This window comes from Amycolatopsis sp. NPDC021455, assembly GCF_040640995.1.
Classification (GTDB): Bacteria; Actinomycetota; Actinomycetes; order Mycobacteriales; family Pseudonocardiaceae; genus Amycolatopsis.
The window spans coordinates 1-19106 of sequence record NZ_JBFACT010000007.1 but is presented as its reverse complement, the minus strand read 5'-3'; the positions used below and the strand labels follow the sequence as shown (position 1 = coordinate 19106).

The window sequence follows — 19106 nt, the reverse complement described above, 5'->3', positions numbered from 1 at the left end:
CTTCTCTCAATGCCCCGGCCGCGGGATACTCCCGGGACACAGCGGAGCCGGGCGGGGGTGTGGATGGAGTTCCGGGTGCTCGGCCCCGTCGAATTCGTCGTCGACGGCCGCGTCGTGCCCACCGGGCACCCGCGGCAGCGCTGTGTCCTGGCGGTCCTGCTGACCGAGGTCAACCGGACCGTGCTGACCGAGCAGCTGATCGACCGCGTCTGGGGCGAGAATCCGCCCAACCGCGTCCGCAACGTGCTTTCCGGGTACATCACCCGCCTCAGGACGGTGCTCTCGGCCGCCGGGACGCCCCTGGACCGCCGCCCCGGCGGATACGCCCTCTCGGCTGATCCGGCGCTGATCGACCTGCATCGCTTCCGCGACCTCGTCGGCCGGGGGCGAGCCGCCGAGGACCCCGGCTTGCTGGCCGAAGCGCTGGCCCTCTGGCGTGGCCCCGCTTTCGCCGACGCGACCAGCGACTGGCTGCTCAACCTGCGCGCGACGCTGGAGAACGAAAGACTCGAGGCGCTCCTGCGGCGCAACGACATCGTGCTCGGCCGCGGCGGGCACGCGGAGCTGCTGGCCGGCCTGCACGAGCTGGCCACCGCCCACCCGCTCGACGAACGCGTGACCCGCCAGCTCGTCCTCGCGCTGTACCGCTGCGGCCGCCAGGCCGACGCGCTCGCCGCCTACGCCAGGGCCCAGACGTTGCTCGCCGACGAGCTGGGCCTGGACCCGAGCCCGGAATCCCAGGCACTGCAACGGCAGATCCTCACCAGCGACCGGGCCTTGGCCGCGGCACCGCCGCCACCGCACGCCGCACCGCATCCGGTGCCTCGGCAGCTCCCCGCGTCCACCGTGGGCTTCACCGGCCGCGACAGCGAACTGGCGATGCTCGACGCGGCCCGGGACACCCCCGTGGTCACCATCGACGGCACCGCCGGGACGGGGAAGACGGCGCTGGCGGTGCACTGGGCGCGGCAGGCGGCCGGGCGGTTCCCGGGCGGCCAGCTGTTCGTGAACCTGCGCGGCCACGCCCCCGGACCGCCGCTGCCCCCGCTCAGCGCGCTCGCGCAGTTCCTGCGGGCCTTGGGGGTGCCGCCCGACCGGCTGCCACTGGACGTCGACGAAGCCGCGGCGTTGTACCGCAGCGTGCTCGCCGAACGCCGCGTGCTCGTCGTGCTGGACGACGCCCGCAGCCCCGAGCAGGTGCGCCCGCTGCTGCCCGGCGACCCCGGCTGCACGGTCGTGATCACCAGCCGCAACCGGCTCGGCGGGCTGATGGCGAAGGAAGGCGCCCGCCGGCTCACCCTGGACGTCCTGGATCCGCCGACCGCACTCGACCTGTTGAGCAGGCTGCTCGGCGCGCAGCGCGTCGCCCAGGAGCCGGAAGCCGCCGCCGAACTCGCCGAACTGTGCACCCATCTGCCATTGGCGCTGCGGATCGCCGCGGCGAACCTGGCGAACCTCCCCCACCGGCGCATCGCCGAGCACGTCCGCGAGCTGAAGATGGGCAACCGCCTGGACGCGCTCCAGGTCGACGGGGACCGGGAGGCGGCCGTCCGCTCCGCCTTCGAGCTGTCCTACGCGGCACTCGAGCCCGAAGCGAGGCTGGCGTTCCGCCGGATCGGGCTCGTCCCCGGCCCCGACTTCACCGCGGCCTCGGTCGCTGTGCTCGTGCCCACCTCGGACGGCGAAGCGGCCCGCGTGCTCGAAACGCTGTCGGCCGCGCACCTGGTCGAACCCGGGGGCGCCGGGCGGTACCGGTGCCACGACCTGCTCAAGCTGTTCGCCGCCGAACTGGCCCGGACCGACGCGGACCGCACGGCCGCGCAGGACCGCCTCATCGCGGCCGCGCTGGAAGCGGCCGGCTCGGCGGCGGTCGTGCTCTACCCGCACATGCTCCGGCTGCCCGGCGACCGGCCCGGCCGCGAGGTGTTCCCCGACCACGCCGAAGCACTGGCCTGGCTGGATGCTGAGCGGGCCGGCCTGGTCGCCCTCGTGGAACACACCGCGAGCCACGGACCACGGCGTGCGGCCTGGGAGCTCGCCGACACGCTACGCGGGTACTTCTGGCTGCGCCGGTGCGCGGGCGACTGGCTGGCCGCCGCCCGCGCGGCACTGGCCGCCGCACGGGCGGACGGGAACCGGACGGCCGAGGCCGCGGCCCTGCTCAGCATCGCCGACGTGCACTGGACCGGCGGGCAGCACACGGAAGCGATGGCGAACTACGCCCAGGCTCTCGGGAACGCCCGGACCGCCGGGTGGGCAGACGGGCAAGCCACGATCCTGGGCAACCTGGCCAGCGTCAACCTCGAGCGGGGCGAACTCGCCCTGGCCCGCGAGAACTACACCTGCGCGCTGGACCTGCACCAGGAGAAGGGGCGCCGCGCGGTGACGTTGAGCAACCTGGGCAACCTCGACTGGGAGCAGGGCGCGCTCGCCGAGGCGCAAGCGCACTTCACCGAGGCTCTCGACCTGCACGAATCGCCAGTGGCGATCGCTAACTCCCTGATCAACCTGGGCTGCGTCCGCCTCGACCTCGGCCTGCCGGAGCAGGCGCTGGCCGACGTCACCGAAGCGCTGGCACTGGCCAGGGCTATCGGCGACGAGGCAGATGAAGCGAACGCGCTGGTCGCCATGGCGGCCGTGCTCCGGGACACCGGGAAGGCCACCGAAGCCCGCGAGCGCGCCGGCGAGGCACTCGAACTGGCGCGCCGGATCGGCGGCCGCCGCATCGAAACCAGCGCGCTGAACGTGCTCGGCTCGATCAGCCACCGGCTCGCGCGATCCGCCGAAGCCGTCGAACACCACACGCGGGCGTTGACGCTGAGCGGCACGACCGACGACCGCCGCGGCGAAACCGAAGCCCTCACGGGTCTCGCGGACGCGATGCTGGCCCTCGGACGTCCGGACGACGCGGCCGCCCACGCCACACGCGCGGTCTCCCGGGCCTCGGAGGCGGGATACCGCCTGCTGGCCGGCTACGCGGAAGCCGTCCTCGCCGACGTGCACCGACACCGAGGTGACCCCACCGCCGCGGCCCGGCACGCCGGCCGCGCGGCCGAGGCCTTCGCCTCCACCGGCGGCCGGCTGTGGCTGTCCCGCCTGGGTCAGGCCGGCCGGTGCCCGTGATGGGTCGGTGTGGGCGAACCGACCGGAACAGGCCAGGAACTCGCCGACGCACCGGCGTCGCCGGCCCACGCGGACACGACGGCGTTCCCCCCGACGATCGCGAGCGCCGCCACCACGGCCGCCACCACCCGCCGGACCCACGCCTTGCCAAACCTCATGACGTACCTCCCGTTGGTCGATGCAGGAGCCACAGCGTCGCCGGTCGGGGTTGAGGAAACATTGAACCCACGGCGTCCTCCAGCGTCATGCCGCCACCGACGGGACGCCGTGCGCGGCGTCGCCGATCACGGTGGCCGTGAGGCGATCCGCAGGGCGGCGAGGAACGGCGGTCCGGATTACGCGAAGCACGAACAGCCAGAGTGGTAACGACTTCGAGCCCGCTCCGGAGGAGTAACGCTCCGGCCGCGCCGCGTCGATAACCTCATGCGACGCTCGTCCGTCGCGCACACCGTCCCTGAGGAGTGCCATGCCCACTGGGTGCGCCGCGCCGGCCCGGCCGCGGACGGACAACGGATGACGCCAGGCCGTAAGTCGCTGTCCGCGGCCGGCTTGCCCGGGCTGTTCCACGTCGCCGACCAAATGTCCCTCCGCGGGCAACGGGACCACCTCCGGGGCCTGTGGGCCCGGCTGGTGCTCGCGATCGTCGCCGCCGCGGGCGGAGCTTTCACCGTGCGCATCGGCGCTGTCGACGTCATGGCCGTGACCACCGGGGTGGCCCTGCTCGCGATCCTGCTCATCGAACTCGCCTTCCGCGCCGACTCCCCGGAAATCCGGTGGTACGACGGTCGTGCCCTCGCCGAGTCCGCGAAGAGCATGGGATGGCGCTACGCCGTCGGCGGGCTCCCCTTCCCGCTCGGCACGGACGAGGTCGCGGTGGCCCGGCGCTTCATCGACCAGACCGAAACGCTGCTCAAGGACGGTCCCACCAGCGAAATCCCCGCACCCCGCGGCCCCAGCGTCACCGACGCGATGCGGGAACTGCGCGCCGCGGACCTTCCGGCTCGCCGAGCCGCCTACATCAGCGGTCGCATCCAGGACCAACGAACCTGGTACGAGAACCGGGCCGAAGTCAACGACCACCACGCTCGCACGTCGCGGAAGATCCTCTACGTCATCACCGCTGTCGGCATTGTCGCCGCCTTCGCCCGCGCGTTCGGGTTCGTCTCCTTCGACCTCGCCGGCGTCGCCAGCGCGTTGATCGCCGCCGCGGCGGCCTGGGCAGGTGCGAAGCAATACGCGACACTGGCTCGCGCCTATGCGTATGCCGCCATGGAGCTGCGCATCGTGGAGGACCGCCTGGGGCTGGAGACCGACGAGGCGAGCTGGGCGGCCGAAGTGGCCGACGCGGAGGAGGCCATCAGCCGCGAGCACATCATGTGGCGGGCATCCCGTTCCCAGGCCACGTCCTGAGCCGAGCGTCAGCCGAGGATCTTCGAGCCGTCCACCGAGACCTCGGTCCGGGCGACGAGGTCGTCACCGCGGTAGAACCGGAAGATCCATGATGCCCCGGGCGGCGTCCGCGCCAAGGCCACCGAAACGGAGGTGTAGCCCTCGGCCATCCGGCGGACGGCTCGCTCCCGGGCCCGGTCGGCCGCTTCCAGCAGCTCGTCGGGCCCGGGGACCGGCGTGGCGGACAGCGGTGCGGTCAACACCAGCCGGTCGGCGGCCGGCTGCTCGACGGCGCCGGAGGCGGTGCACAGGATCCGCTTGTAGTCGTAGGCCGTGCCGCTCCGGCCGTCCTCACTGACCGGTGTCGCGGTCAGCCCGAGCACCTCGACGACCCATTGACCGGCCCGGCCGGCGCTGTTCATCAGGGCGTCCGCGCGTGCGGAGATCTCCGGCGCAGCCACGCTCTCCACCACGCCGGTGTTGGAGAGGAAGCCCAGCTGCCACGACCGTGTCCCGTACCGGGCCGCCAGCAGCTCACGGGCCTTGACCACCGCGTCACGGGCGGTGAGGCGCTCCGGGATGTCCCAGAGGTGACGCTCGAATGCCCGCAGCTGATGGGCGATCGAGATGGTGACCCCGCCGGCTTCGTCCGCCCGCGTCGAGAAGAAATCGGCGTTGAGCAGTTCAGTGCGCGCGTCGGGCTCGAGAACCTCGCCCGTACCGGCGTCGACAGCGACCGCCCGGACGCTTTCGGTCAGGGTGGGATCGAAGAACGCCACCACCCACGTCGGCCTGCCACCTGCCCGCTTGTCCCGTTCCAGCCGGGTGAGCGTCATCAGGTCGGCGGACCGGTCCAGGTCGCTCAAGCTCGCCAGCGCGGCGGCCACCGCGACGTCCGAATCCACGAACGGCCGGACCAGCGGCACCGGCCGGAACCGGGTGTACCGCCTGGTGATCTTGGTCGTCTGGTCGCGGTGCTTCTCGACGTGCGCCGCCGCTTCTTCTTCGGACATCCCTTTCAGGTGGTTGAGCGCGCACGACATCACGACCACCGACCCGGCCACCGGCGCCGGATCGGCGTCGTACCGGTACAGCCCGGGAAGCATTTCCACGCGGCCGTCCACGACGGCGAACGTGTGGACCGCCCCCGTCGCGCCGTCGTGGAATTCGGTGATCCAGAACCGGCTGGTGCCGTCGGTGACGTCGGCGAACTCCCAGTCCCGGGTGTTCGCCAGCGAATACAGGTTCGCGACACCCTGCTGCGAGACGCCGAAGAGCTCGCCCACCGGCGCGTGTTCGGCGCGCACGAGCGTCACCGCTTCCTTGGCCCGCAGGAACATCCCATGGGCCCGCACGCCCTGGATGGCCGCGACCAGCCGGTGGGTGGCTCGGCGGTACTCCGCCGGCCGGCGGAAGTCCGCGTGCGCCATCCCGGACAGCCGGGGCGCCCAGTCCGGCGGCACGTCTTCGAGCAGGACGGGCAGCACCCGCACGCCGGCGGCGTCCGCCATGTCGATTTCTTCGGCGACCCAGTAGGAGTTCGCCGACGCGGCCGACACGACGACGACCAGCCGGTCGGCCCGCGCGATAGCCTCGCCGATCGAGGTCAGCTGTTCGCCGACGCGCAGCTCCCGCTCGTCCAGCCACACGCCGATCGACGCGCGGCCGAGGTCACCCGCGAGCCGGCGGACGAAGTCCCTGTCTCGGCTGCTGTAGGACAGGAAGATCGTCATCGGTCCCCGTTCCGTCCGTCGATGGGCTCACCACGCTCTGATCGGCGTGCCCCGCCACCTGGTTACGCCCGGGCAGTCCGGCTACCGTTGCCGGTGCTGTAACACGCCTGTGCCGGCGACCGACTACGACAAGCGCCTGAACCTCGTCACCCCCTGCCTTGAAGGAGCGATGAGAAAACCACCGCACGGTCGCGCCGGCCACGCATGACCACTCCGCGCGTCTACGTGTCCTCGACCTACGAGGACCTCAAGGACTGCCGTCATGCGATCCGGCTCGCCCTGCAGCGGATGGGCCTGGACGACATAGCCATGGAGACGTACACAGCGGGCGAAGAGCGGCCCCTGGATCGGTGCGTCGACGACGTCCGGTCGGCCGACGTCTACGTCGGGGTTCTGGCCTGGCGGTACGGGTTCGTGCCGGCCGGCCAGAACGCTTCGATCACCGAGCTCGAGTACCGCGCGGCGGGTGACGCCGGTGTGCCACGGCTGATGTTCGTCCTGGAAGTCGATGCGCCTTGGCCGCGCTCGGCCATGGACAAGGACTCCGACCGGGTCGATGCCTTCCGCGACCACGTCCTCGACGCGCACGTGTGCGACACCTTCACTTCCGCGGACGACCTGCGGGCCAAGGTCGCCGAGGCGGTGGGCCGGCAAGTGCAGGAGAAGCACGGGATCACGGTGGGCGCGGACGCCGCGTGGGAGGCGTACTGCACGCGCCTGGTCCAGGAGTACCGCCGTCTCGATCTCGAAGCGCTCACCCCGCCCGACCGCGACGAGCACCTGCAGATCGCGCTCAGGGACGTCTTCGTCGAGCCGGACGTCCGGGAAGACATGCCGGACACCGAGCTGCCGAAGGAACTGGCGCGCAAGCTCGCCGAGGCCGCGGACCCGGCCAGCTCGGAGCTGCCGCGGGGGCTGGACCGCCACCTCGTGGAACAGGCCCGCGATTCGTACCGGCGCCGGCCTGCCCGGAGCGCCTTCGACGGACTCACGTCACCGCTGGCCCGGACCTGCGTGCTGCTCGGCGACCCGGGCGCGGGCAAGTCGACGCTGGCCCGCTACCTGGCGCTGGCACTGGCCGAACAACGCACCGGACCGGCGCTCGCCGCGCTCGAGGGGTGGCGGCCGATCCTGATCGAGCTGCGCGACTACGCGCTGAAGTGCGACGACTATGAGACTTTCGGCAGCTACCTCGACTACCGCAAGCGCACCGACGGGCTGGGGCTCGACCAGGCGACGGCCGAGACCTACCTCCGCGACGACGGGCGAGTGCTGGTCGTCTTCGACGGCTTGGACGAGATCTTCGAGCCGCGGTTGCGCGAGACGGTGTCCCGGCGCATCGCCGGATTCGCGGCCCAGTTCCCACTCACCCGGGTGGTCGTCACGTCCCGGGTCGTCGGCTACCGGCCGCGGGTCTTCCGCGACGCCGGGTTCGTGCAGTACACCGTGCAGGACCTCGACACCGACAAGATCGACGCGTTCCTGCGCAGCTGGTACGGACTGGCGCTGCGCGACCGGCCGGCCGCGAGCGAGCTGCGCCGGGAGCGGCTCACCCGGGCGATCAACGATTCCTCGCCCATCCGGGAGCTGGCCGGCAACCCCCTCCTGCTGACCATCCTCGCCATCATCGGCAAGCACCAGGAGCTGCCCCGCGAACGCTGGAAGGTCTACGACCACGCGGCCGGGGTGCTCGTGCAGCACTGGGACGTCAACAAGCACCTGGTCGACGAGAACATCGACGCGGACGTCGTCCGCGAGGACGACAAGAAGGAACTGCTGCGCAAGCTCGCCATCCGGATGCAGGAGGGAAGCCATGGCTTCGCCGGCAACAGCCTGCTCGAAGCCGACCTGCTCCGGGACATCGAGAGCTACCTGATCGACCGGTTCCGCTACGAGCCGGCGAAAGCCGCCGCGATCAGCACGGCGATGGTGAAGCAATTGCGGGAACGCAACTTCATCTTCGCCCGGTACGGTTCGCGGGTCTACGGTTTCGTCCACCGGGCCCTGCTGGAGTTCTTCAGCGCGGGCGACGTCGTCAACCGGTTCGAAAAGGCCCGAACCCTGACCGAGGACGATCTGATCGAGCAGGTCATCCTGCCCCGCAGCGAAGACCCGGCATGGGCCGAAGTGCTCCGGCTGATCGTCGGCATGGTCGACCCGACGGTGGCGACCCGGCTCGTCGGCCGCCTGCTCACCAGCACCGGCACCCACCGGTCCTCGGCGCTGGACCGGCGGCCGCTCGCCACGGTGGCGCTGGCCGCGCAGTGCATCGCCGAAATTCGCAACGTCAACGCCGCGACCAGCGCGGCCGAAGACACCCTGAGCGCGATCGTCGAGCTGCTCGAGTCACCCACCCGGTCGTTCGGAGACGACAACCGGGAGGCGCACCTCGAGAAGGCCGTCCTCCCCGCGCTGAGTTCCGTCTCCGGCTGGCCCGGGAACGCCGCCTTCCGTGACTGGTTCGTCCGGCGTGGCCGGTACGCCACCAATTCCCCGGCCGCGAAGCTCGGCGCGCGGTTCCTGGCCGCGCTGTTCCCGGCCGACGATCAAGTGCACGAGCTGCTGCGCGAGACCGCTCGCAGCGGCATCCCGCAACAGCGGGAGGCCGCACTCCTGGGCATCGCCCAGTCCCGGAAGGACGACCCGGCGACCCTGGCGCTCATGGTGGCGGGCCTGTCCGACGAGGAACCGTTCGTCCGCCGCACCAGCCTCGACGTACTGGTCACCCACTGGCCGGACGACCAGCGCGTACACGACCTGATGCACCACGCGACGAAGGACCCCGACCCGCAGGTGCGCAGCCGCGCGGTCGAGGCGCTGGCGCAACACGCGAGCAAGGTGGCGGGTGCCTGGCCCGCTGTGGTCGCGGCTCTGCAGGGCGACGCCGCCCAGGCGGTGCGCAGTGCGGCCGCGACTGCGCTGGCGTCCGGCTCCACGGGCCCGGCGGACACGATGACCCTCCTGCTCCGCGCCTGCTCCGACCCGGCGTGGCAGGTGCGGCGGTCCGCGCTGCGCCTGGTGGTCGCCCGCTTCGCCACGGATGGTGCGGTGTTCGATCGGGTGCTCGCCGCGACGCGGGACAGCGACGAGGACGTCCGGCAGACCGCGGTCGAACTGCTCGCCGGTCGCTGGCCGGAAGCTCCCGAGTCCTTCGCGACCGCCTGCGGGGCGATCCGTGACGGCGACCCGACGGTGCGGCTCGCCGCGGTGCGGGTACTGGCGCACCGGTGGCGTGACGAGCCGACGGTCGCCGAGGCGTTGAGGCACGCCCAAAACGATCACGACGGCGACGTCCGCGTAGCCGCTTTGACGGCGTGGACGGATCCGATCAGGCACGCGGCGGAGTACGTCGCCGTCCTGGAATCGCTCGTCGCCGGCGATCCGGTCGCCGATGCCCGGCGCGCCGCGCTCGAGGATCTCGTGGCCAATTCCGCCGAGTACCACGGACCTGCCCTGAATCACGGACTCGCCGACGCCAGCCCGGACGTCCGGGTAGCTGCGCTGCGGAGTCTTTCGGGAGTGACACCGGAGCTGTCCGGCTTCCGGCCGGCCGTCCGGCGCCTGTGCGAGGACGCCGCCGAGGTCGTCCGTCAGCAGGCGGTCGAAGTCGCGGCACGGTTCTGGGGTGACCAGGCGGAAACGGTGCGGGTCCTGCACCGGGTCGCGCGCAGCCCTTCTTGGTCGTTGCGCAGGAAAGCCCTGGAGTCGCTGGCCGCGCGCCGGCCGGAGGACCCCGAGACAGCGCAAGCTCTGCACCGAGGCCGCCGCGACCAGGTGAATGCGGTGCGCTACGCGGCAACGACCATGCTGGCGAGTTTCGCCCCCGACGGGGAACAACTCACCGCCGTCATCGACAGTGCCATCACCGACCCCCACACCCGGCTCCGGCGGTGGGCAGGATCTCTGGCCTGTTCCGTGACCGTGGCCGCGGACGGGCTACCCGCCTGGGCCGCCGGAGCCGTCGAAAGCTCGCCGGCTCACCGAGCTGCCATGCACACCACGGTTCGGGCCGGGTTGGACGAAGACGCCATCGCCGCGGTCCGCGCCGCGGCCGGGGATTCCGATCCGGACGTCCGGTTCGCCGCCGCCGAAACCGTGGGCGCCCGGCGCGAGGCCTTCCCCGACGCCCTCGAGCTGGTCACCGGATTCTCGCGCGACGAAGATGCGGAGATCCGCTCGCACGGCCTGGCGGTCCTGCTGGCAGCCTGGCCGGACCGGGACGAGGCCAGGAACGCACGGGACCGCGGGCTCACCGATCCGTCGGCCGACATCCGGCGGCTCGCGCTGGAGTCGCTGATCGTCAACGAGCCCGGTGAGGCGACCACTCGCCGCGCCGTCACCGCGGCCATGACCGACGCGGACTCGAGCGTCCGGAGGCTCGCGGTGGACACCCTGTGCGTCCGGTGGTGCGACGAGCCGGAAACCCTTGCCGGGCTGTGCGCGGCGCTGCACCACCCAGAGCAGAACGTCCGCAAGTCGGCCGGCGCCGCGCTGCAGGGGACCTACCCCGATGAAGAACCCGCGTTCGTCGCCTTGGCGGACAGCGCTCGCGATCCGGAACCGGCTCGCCGTGTCCAAATCCTGCGCTACCTGGTAACCCGGCGACCGCAGGACAGCCGGGTCCGGGAGTTGCTCGAGATCGCCCGCCGTGACGCCGATGCGGAAGTGGCCGTGGCGGCGTGGGAGCTCCAACGCGGAGCGGTGAACAGCGAAGCCTTCGACAGGACGTGCCAAGCCGCGGCCATGCGCCATCTCGACGTCGTTCCGCGGCAGCTGGCTGCGGAACGCCTCGCACGTCTGCCGTCGGTCACCGACGATGTCCAAGACCTGTTCCGCATCGGAATCCGCGACAACTACGAAGCCGTCCGGTCCGCGGTCCGGTTCGCGCTGATCACCGGCCTGGACGACAATCAGGTGAAGGCGATCCTCCGAAACGCGGGGACACACCCGAACTTCCGATCGCGCATGATCAACCTCGAAGTCCATGCCGCCCGCTGGCCCGGCTCGCCCGAATCGCGCGAGACGATCCAGCGTGCCCTGACCGATGTCCACTATCTCATCCGCGAGACCGCGCTGAACCTGCTCCTCGAAACCGAGCCGATCACCATCGCCACCCTCGACGTCGCCGTCCGCGCGCTCGGCGATCCCATCGGGTCCGTGCGGTCCGCCGCCATCCGGCTCGTCGCCACGTGCTGGCTCGACGAACCGGCGACTCTTCGCTGCCTGGCGTCAGCCACCCGCGACTACAGTCCGACCAACCAGCGAGCGGCGTTGGAACTGCTGACGATCTGCCGGCCCCGGCACACCGTGACGTCGGCTGCCCTGGAAGAAGCGGCATCCGACGCTACGCCGCCCATACTGGACTTCGCCCGCCGCACCCTCAAGCGACTGCACCCCGAACTCGCTTCGACCCGGCCACCGGTCGATACCCACCGTTTCTTCGCACTCGAACAGCTCAATGACGCCGACCTGCGAGCCCCTGACGCCCCGGCGTCCCGGCACGTCGTTCTGGAGCTGGCCAGGTCGGCGGACTGGTGGGGCCGGCGGGAGGCATTGGAAGTCCTGGCGCGACGGTGGCCGGACTGGCCGGCGACCGGAGCGGCGTTGACGAAGGCGTTGGACGACGCGAACCCGCACGTGCGCGACGAGGTCGTGGGCCGGTTGGCACGAATGCACCCGGGCTCGCCCGAAACCGTTCGGATGCTTTGTGCGGCAGCACGGCGCCCGCTCTGTTCAGACCGGCAGAACGCCGTCGAAATGCTCGCCCTGTGGCGGACCCCGGAGACGCTGGAAGCTCTGCTCGAAGCGGCCCGGGACGACGACATCATCGTTCACAACCCGGCTGTTCAAGAGCTGGTCAGCGGCTGGCCCCTGGACGCTCACACGCGTGACGCTCTCGGCTGGGCGGTCTGTTCGTCATTCGAATGGCTGCACTACATGGCCTACGAGCGCCTGAGCAACACCGGAACCACCGGAATTCCCGATCGCGCGAGCCTCCTCGCCGCACGAGGCGCCACCGACTTGGTGATCTTGGCATCATGGTGGGGCGAAGACCAGGAGGTGGCCGACGTTCTCCGTGACCAGTCACCGAAACCGCACATCGTCCGGGTGGCGGCGCTGACCACGGCCCTCGCCCAAGCGGGCACAGTCCCGGAAACGAGATCCCTGCTTCTCTCCGCCGTGCACGACGAGTGCCCCGCCGTCCGGAGGCTCGCACTCGAAGGACTCGCCCGGCTGGACGACCCCGCTTGGACGGCCGCCGCCACCACCGATCCGGACCCCTACCTTCGCTATGTCATTTGCTGCTTCCGCAGCCTCACCGACCAGTCCCCCGCTTTCTCGGCCGAGCTCCTCGACACACTCCGTACCGAGGCCGACGACAGGTTCTCCCAGTGGCTGTTCGACGTCGCGGCGATCCGCGCCACTACCGGCCTGCTCCAGCCAGAGGCACTGGCGGAGGTGACGCGAACAGCGTCATACGTGGGTCCGGCCGTCCGGGAGTGGCTTGAGCGCTTGGTGCGGGTGACCGCTGAGGCCGCATCGTGAAACGAGACCGGCCGGCGTGCCCTCGACGCCGAGGCCCACTGGGTTACCACCCTCCGGACAAACCAGGCCGCCTGCCGGCCCGCCCCGAGGGTGCCGGTCACCGCATCAGACAGCCTGACCTTGCGTGCGCACCTTGAAGCATGCTCGGCCGGTCAAGATGCCGGTGATGACGCCGCCGAGGAACGGCACCACCGTGTAGTACTCGAAATACACCGTCACGATCGCACCGGCCTTCTGCAGGGGGTGCGAGCCCGCCGCGGCGAGCGCGGTGTCCATCTGCGACAGCGCGGGCCCGTCGATACCCAGGTGGCCGGACACGTAGGTCACGACGAGCGCGCCGATCACGCAGGCGCCCATCGCGCCCGCGGACTTGATCTTCCCCTCGAAGGCGGCCCAGGCGACCGCTGCCACGCTGACCGACAACGGCAGGGTCAGGATGAACGCGTTGGCGAAGGTCAGGTAGGACCCCACGGTTGCGGACCCCTTCGCCGCCGTGGACACGGCCGACACGACCGCCGAAAGACTGCCGTTGCCGAAGACGAACGCGACGATCGCCAACCCCAACGCTCCCGTCGTCACGGTTTTCCCGGCCGTCTCCACCGGGTGGCTGTCGCGCACCCCGGGCGGCAGCAGCTCGCGGACGGGCGTGTCCTCGATCTCGTTGGAGTCCGGAGCTTCGCGGCCCAGCAGATTGTCCACTCCGGACGCCGCCGCCTCGGCCAGTTCCGCTTTGTCGATCTTCTTGCGGTTCGGTTCCATCGGAGCTCCAGCTGTCAGCGATCACGCTCCCCCGGCAATGGCGTAGGTCGCCGCGCGGAAACCAACCGTTACGGAACACGTTAGCCCGTTCAGGTGAGAACGCTCGACTTATCGGTCTACATCAGAGCGTGACCCTGATCGACTTGCCGTCACAGGTGGTCCGCAGCCGCAGGGTGGCCCGCGCGGCCGGCACAAGCGGCCTCGCGGACGCGATCAGCCCGGCAACACTCCGCCCCTGACGGACCTCTTGTCCCGGGACCGACCGCGCCACAAGGCGATCCCTCATCGGCTTCGGTCCTCCCGGTCAGGCGACAAACCGATCGTCCGGCGTCACGCCGCGTCGGGCGGACGCCGGGGCGTGCTCCGGTCGCAGCCCCACGCCCACGAGATACACCGCCAACGTTCGCAGGCCGGGCAACCACTGTGCCGCGGTCATGAGCCGGCCCGGCGGGCCTGCCTGTCTCCCGGACACGATCGGGCCCGCGAGGTCGGCGTGCATGATCCGCTGCAACGCCTGCACCAGCAGCAGTGACGGCAACCGGCGCCGCCGGATCCGGGCGAGGTCGGTCCCTCTTACCGCACCCCGCTGCAGCCGCCCGGCCAGCAGGGTCGCGGTCGCGACGGCGTCCTGGACGGCGAGATTGATGCCCACGCCCCCGACCGGCGACATGGCGTGCGCGGCGTCCCCGATGCACAGCAAACCCTCGACATGCCACCGGCGCAGCCGGTCGAGCCGGACATCGAGAAGTTTGACGTCGTCCATCGAAACCAGCTCGCCGACCCGGTCGGCGTACTCCGGGAGGAGTTCGGCCACATCGCGCCGGAACGCGTCGATCCCGCGGGCACGCAGCCGGCCGTCGGTGCCCTTGCGCGCGACGTACCCGATCTGGAAGTAGCCTTCCCGAGGGATCACGATCGCGAAACGTCCCCGGCCAGGCCGCCGGGTCAGCTCGCCGACTTGCTCGCCTTCACGACGCGAGAGCCGGAACCACCAGGTGTCGAACGGAACGTCGAACTCGGTCACCGCCAACCCGGCCGCCGCCGGCAGGACCGAATTCCGGCCGTTGCACGCCACCGTGAGGTCCGCCCGGATCTCGCCTTCGACCTCCTCGCCGCCAGGCCCGCTCGTGCGGTAACGGACTCCGGCGACCCGGCCGCCCTCGTGGACGAGCGAGGTCACCGCGGTCCCCATTTCGAGCCGGAACGCCGGCTCCGCCCTCGCGGCGTCGGCGAGCAGATCCAGCAGGTCCCACTGCGGAACGATCGCCACATACGGATGCCGCACTCCCCACCTGCGCAACGCACCGAAATCACCGATCCGCCGGACCCCACCGGCTCCGTCCGGCAGGACCACGTCGGTGATCCGCGTCTGGGGCAACCGCGCGAACCGCTCCCCCAGCCCCAGCTCGTCGAGCAGTCGCAGGGTCGCCGGATGCACGGTGTCGCCGCGGAAATCGTGCAGGAAGTCCTCGTGCTTCTCCAGCACCGTGACCTCGACCCCGGCCCTCGCGAGCAGCAACCCCAGCACCATGCCCGCCGGGCCACCACCCACGACGCAACACGTCGTCCGCTCCACCAGCGCCCCCCGTTCCCCGCCGACCCCTGCCCGCGGTCGCCGTCACCGCCCCCGACCGCACCCCACCACCTTCTACACCTGAGGGGTCGGCGGTCTTGGGCGGCGACGCGGACGAGAGTATTCAGGGCAGCTTTGCCGCACGAACGTTCAGCGGAGTCCGGAGCACGAACCCCGACTTGCGGAACGGATCAAATACCACCCGACCGATCGAGCACGAGCACAAGGTGCGCAATACATCGCACAATGGACCGACGCGCTGCCCTGGAACGCCGCGGGCAAGGTTCTGCGGTCCGGCCTGCGCACGTCGGCGAACCGGGGCGATGCCCCGCGGTGCCCCGGACATTCAGTCACACGGAGAACGAGAGGCAGAACATGGCCAAGATCACGACAGCCCGAGGCCAGGACGTTCATTTCGTCGACCACGGCGGCACCGGGCCGGCACTGGTCCTGCTGCACAGCTTCCTGATGGACGAATCGATGTTCGCGCCGCAAGTGCTGCGGTTTTCGCCCACCCACAGGTGCATCACGATCGACGAGCGCGGGCATGGCGGCACACCGGCCGAAGCGGGATTCACCTACTGGGACGTCGCCGAAGACGTCATCGCGGTGCTCGATCACCTGGGCATCGAGCAGGCCGTCTTCTCCGGAACCAGCCAGGGTGGATTCATCGCGCTCCGCATTGCGCTCCTTGCTCCGGAACGGGTGCGGGCCCTGGCGGTGCTCGGCTCCTCCGGCGAGCGAGAGGATCCCGAGGTCGCGGATTCGTACCGCCGGATCGCGGCCGCCTGGCGGGAACACGGTCCGGTCGACCAGCTTCTCGACGCCGTCGCTTCCCTGTGCCTGGGCGAATTCGACGCGGAGGAGTGGAAGGCGAAGTGGCGGAAGGTCAGCGGAGACCACCTGACCACCATCCTCGACACCCTGGTCGACCGAGACGACCTGACCGCCCGGCTCCCCGAGATCCACGTCCCGGCCCTCGTTCTGCACGGCGACGCGGACGCCGCGTACCCACTCGCCAAGGCTCGGCTCATCGCCGAGCGGCTGCCGAACGCGGAACTCGTGGTCGTCCCGGGAGGCGCCCACTTCCTCAGCCTGACCGATCCGGACGCCGTGAACGAAAGCCTCGCGAGGTTCTTGTCGCAGAACTAGCGAGGACGCATTTCGCCGATCAGGAACTCGGCTTCGGCGCACTCGCCCCACCCGGGCGTCCTTCGCCGAACCGACACCGCACCGACGATTCCGGCGCGCGCCGCGCCGGTTTCAGGGGTGGCGGATGGCTTGGACCGCGGTGTCGTAAAGCTCGAGCATGTCGGCCTGGCCGCGCAGGCGGACCCATTCTTCGTTGGCGACCTGCAGGCAGACGATCGCCGCGGCGGCGATCGCGCGGGACTGCAGGGTGCGGTGGTCCGAGGCGGGCAGCCGCGGCTCGATCAGCGGAGCGAGCAGCTCCTGCCAGCGAGCTTGCTTCTCGGCGTGGCCGGCACGCAGGGAGTCGTTGCCGAACAGCAGCGTGATGAACGCCAGCCGGTCTTCGGCCGTCATCTCGATCTCTTCGAGGACTCCGAACGCCGCGCGCAGCGCCGTCCAGGCGTCCTCGCCGGAGGGGCGCTCGGCGAGGCGTGCGGCGATCAGCTCGCCCTGTTCGGCCAGGCCGCCGAGGGCGAGGTCTTCCTTGTTGCGGAAGTAGTTGAACAGCGTCCGCCGGGAGACGCCCGCGGCGGCGGCGACCTCGTCGAGGGTCGTGTTGTCGTAGCCCTTCGCGGCGAACAGCTCGATCGCGGTCCGCGCCAGCAGCGAACGGACCACCGAGCGGGTCTGTTCCCGAAGAGGTTTCGAAGCCATGCACCCATGGTACGACACATCACATCGTGCACTTATTTGCACTCAGTGCAAGTCAGTGCATAGAGTGAAGGTATGAGCAAAATCGACTACCGCCACCAGACCGTCATCGTCACCGGCGCCAGCTCCGGCCTCGGCGCCGAATTCGCCCGCCGGCTCGCCCGCCGCGGCGCCGACCTCGTCCTTGTCGCCCGCCGCGCCGACCGGCTGGAGAACCTGGCCGCCGAACTCACCCGCGCCCACGGCGTCACCGTCACGACCATCGCCCGCGACCTCGGTGCCCCCGACGCCGGCCGCACCCTGCGCGCCGAACTGGAGTCCCGCGGCATCCACGCCACCGGACTGGTCAACAACGCCGGCTTCGGCACCCACGACGCCTTCACCGACGAGGACCCCGACCGCCTGCAGAACATGCTCGCGCTCAACATCAGCGCCTTGGTCGACCTCAGCCGCGCCTACGTCGAACCGCTGTCGGCCGCCGACACCGGCATCCTGGTCAACGTCGCCAGCCTGCTCGGCCACCAGCCCATCCCCTACATGAGCGTCTACGCCGCCACCAAAGCTTTCGTCCTCAGCTTCACCGAAGCACTCTGGGAAGAAACCCGCGGCACCGGCCTGCGCGTGCTGGCCGTCAACCCCGGCGCGATGCAGACGGAGTTCTTCGACGTCGCCGGCTCCCAGTCCGCCGACTTCGGCACCACACGAGCCACCCCCGAGCAGGTCGTCACGATCGCCCTCGACACCCTCGACCGCCGGTCCGCACCTCCGTCGGTCATCACCAACGGCCGCTCCCTCACGGTCCTCGGCAGGCTCCTCTCCCGCCGCCACATGGTGCGCTTCATGGGCTGGCTGGCCCGCCGCTCGCAGCCCCAGCTCGCCGGCACCCGCTGACCCTTCCGGAAGGAACCTCCGATGGCCGACCTCGTTCTCGTCACCGGCGCCGGCGGCATCGGCCGCCGCGTCACCGAACTGCTGCGCTCGCAGGACATACCGGTCCGCGTCCTGGTCCGCCGCGACGACGAGCGCGCCGCCGAAGTGCGGGCCCGGGGCGCCGAGGTCGTCACCGGCGACCTGACCCGGCCCGAAACGGTGGCGGCCGCGCTGGACGGCGTCCGCCGGGCGTACTTCGGGTTGAGCGTGTCCCCGGACCAGCTGCTGGCGGCGACCGTCATGGCCACGGTCGCGAAGGCGCACGGGGAACTCGAGCTGCTGGTGGACATGTCGCAGATGACCGTGTCGCAGATGACCGCCACCAGCACCGCCGAATCCCGCCAGCAGCGGCTGCACTGGCTCTCGGAGCAGGTCCTGGACTGGTCCGGCCTGCCCGTGGTGCACGTGCGCCCGACGACCTTTCTCGACAACCCGCTGTTCACCGCCCTCGCGGCGCGGTCGATCCGCGAGAACGGCACGCTGGCCTTGCCGTTCGGAGACGGACGCACCTCGCCGGTCGCGGCCGAGGACGTCGCCCGGGTGGTCGCGACCGTCCTGCGCGATCCCGGGGAGCACGCCGGGCAGGTGTACGAGCTGACCGGGCCCCGGGTGCTCGACATGACCGGGGTCGCCGAGGAGTTCTCGACGGCGCTCGGCCGACGAGTGTCCTATGTGGATATTCCGCTGGAACGGTGGCGCACGGAGGTGCTCGCGAACGCGGGCCTGCCCCGGCACACCGAGCAGCACATCGCGACCATGGCCGGGCTGCACCGCGAAAACCGGTACGACCGCGCCACCGACCACGTCGAACGCCTCACCGGGCAACGGCCCCTGACCGTCGAGGAGTTCGTCGCCGCCCGCAAGGACCGCTACCTCGGCTGACCCGCGCCGGAACCCGAGACCCGGCCACGGCCCTCCGGCGCCCGCCGCGGTTGCCCGATCAGCCTCGGACCGCGGCCGTTCGGGCAATTCGGCACCGACCCACACGCCGGCTGTGGCCACATTGCTATCCTCCCGCCGAGTGAGCTCACTTTGGGGGGACATGCGCAGGGGTCTGGGTTCCACGGTGACCCGGTTCACGAAGAGCGTCGGAAAGGTCGCGTGGTGAGCAACCCGCTGGTCGCGGAGACGAAGGATTCGACGAAGGCGTATTCGGGGATTTCGCTGCTGGAGTCGGCGAATGATCTGAAGTCGGCGATCGAGAGCGGTGA

At 70.9% G+C, this 19106-nt stretch carries 10 protein-coding genes; 6 read left to right on the top strand and 4 right to left on the bottom strand.

Annotated elements, in window-relative coordinates:
* The first annotated feature begins 75 nt into the window (after positions 1–75).
* On the top strand, positions 76–3123 hold the full coding sequence (locus AB0G28_RS12295; RefSeq protein WP_361086930.1) for a BTAD domain-containing putative transcriptional regulator: 3048 nt from the start codon (positions 76–78) through the stop codon (positions 3121–3123).
* Between the two features lie 513 nt (positions 3124–3636).
* Complete coding sequence (locus tag AB0G28_RS12290) at positions 3637–4533, top strand: DUF4231 domain-containing protein (protein ID WP_361086927.1); 897 nt, start codon at positions 3637–3639, stop codon at positions 4531–4533.
* An 8-nt stretch (positions 4534–4541) separates the two neighbouring features.
* Here AB0G28_RS12290 and AB0G28_RS12285 read toward each other — a convergent pair whose 3' ends face one another.
* Positions 4542–6245, bottom strand: coding sequence for a toll/interleukin-1 receptor domain-containing protein (locus AB0G28_RS12285; protein ID WP_361086924.1), 1704 nt, complete (start codon positions 6243–6245; stop codon positions 4542–4544).
* A gap of 204 nt (positions 6246–6449) precedes the next feature.
* Between AB0G28_RS12285 and AB0G28_RS12280 the strand changes: the two genes are divergently transcribed.
* Complete coding sequence (locus AB0G28_RS12280) at positions 6450–12791, top strand: HEAT repeat domain-containing protein (protein ID WP_361086921.1); 6342 nt, start codon at positions 6450–6452, stop codon at positions 12789–12791.
* A 105-nt stretch (positions 12792–12896) separates the two neighbouring features.
* On the opposite strand, the gene AB0G28_RS12275 is transcribed toward AB0G28_RS12280, so the two are convergent.
* Both AB0G28_RS12275 and AB0G28_RS12270 read right to left on the bottom strand, forming a co-directional pair.
* Entirely contained in the window at positions 12897–13550 is a 654-nt protein-coding gene (locus AB0G28_RS12275) for a hypothetical protein (RefSeq protein ID WP_361086919.1), read from the bottom strand.
* A 304-nt stretch (positions 13551–13854) separates the two neighbouring features.
* Positions 13855–15129 carry an FAD-dependent oxidoreductase gene (locus AB0G28_RS12270; protein ID WP_361087453.1) on the bottom strand — a complete coding sequence of 425 codons (1275 nt, stop codon included), beginning with the start codon at positions 15127–15129 and terminating at the stop codon, positions 13855–13857.
* 369 nt (positions 15130–15498) lie between these two features.
* Here AB0G28_RS12270 and AB0G28_RS12265 point away from each other — a divergent pair, with 369 nt between their 5' ends.
* On the top strand, positions 15499–16275 hold the full coding sequence (locus AB0G28_RS12265) for an alpha/beta hydrolase (RefSeq protein WP_361086916.1): 777 nt from the start codon (positions 15499–15501) through the stop codon (positions 16273–16275).
* Between the two features lie 111 nt (positions 16276–16386).
* Here AB0G28_RS12265 and AB0G28_RS12260 read toward each other — a convergent pair whose 3' ends face one another.
* Positions 16387–16968, bottom strand: coding sequence for a helix-turn-helix domain-containing protein (locus AB0G28_RS12260; RefSeq protein ID WP_361086913.1), 582 nt, complete (start codon positions 16966–16968; stop codon positions 16387–16389).
* Between the two features lie 72 nt (positions 16969–17040).
* On the opposite strand from AB0G28_RS12260, the gene AB0G28_RS12255 reads away from it, so the two are divergent.
* Complete coding sequence (locus AB0G28_RS12255; RefSeq protein WP_361086910.1) at positions 17041–17856, top strand: SDR family oxidoreductase; 816 nt, start codon at positions 17041–17043, stop codon at positions 17854–17856.
* A 21-nt stretch (positions 17857–17877) separates the two neighbouring features.
* A complete protein-coding gene (locus AB0G28_RS12250) occupies positions 17878–18777 on the top strand; it encodes an NAD(P)H-binding protein (RefSeq protein WP_361086907.1) in 900 nt (299 codons plus the stop codon).
* Positions 18778–19106: the final 329 nt, after the last annotated feature.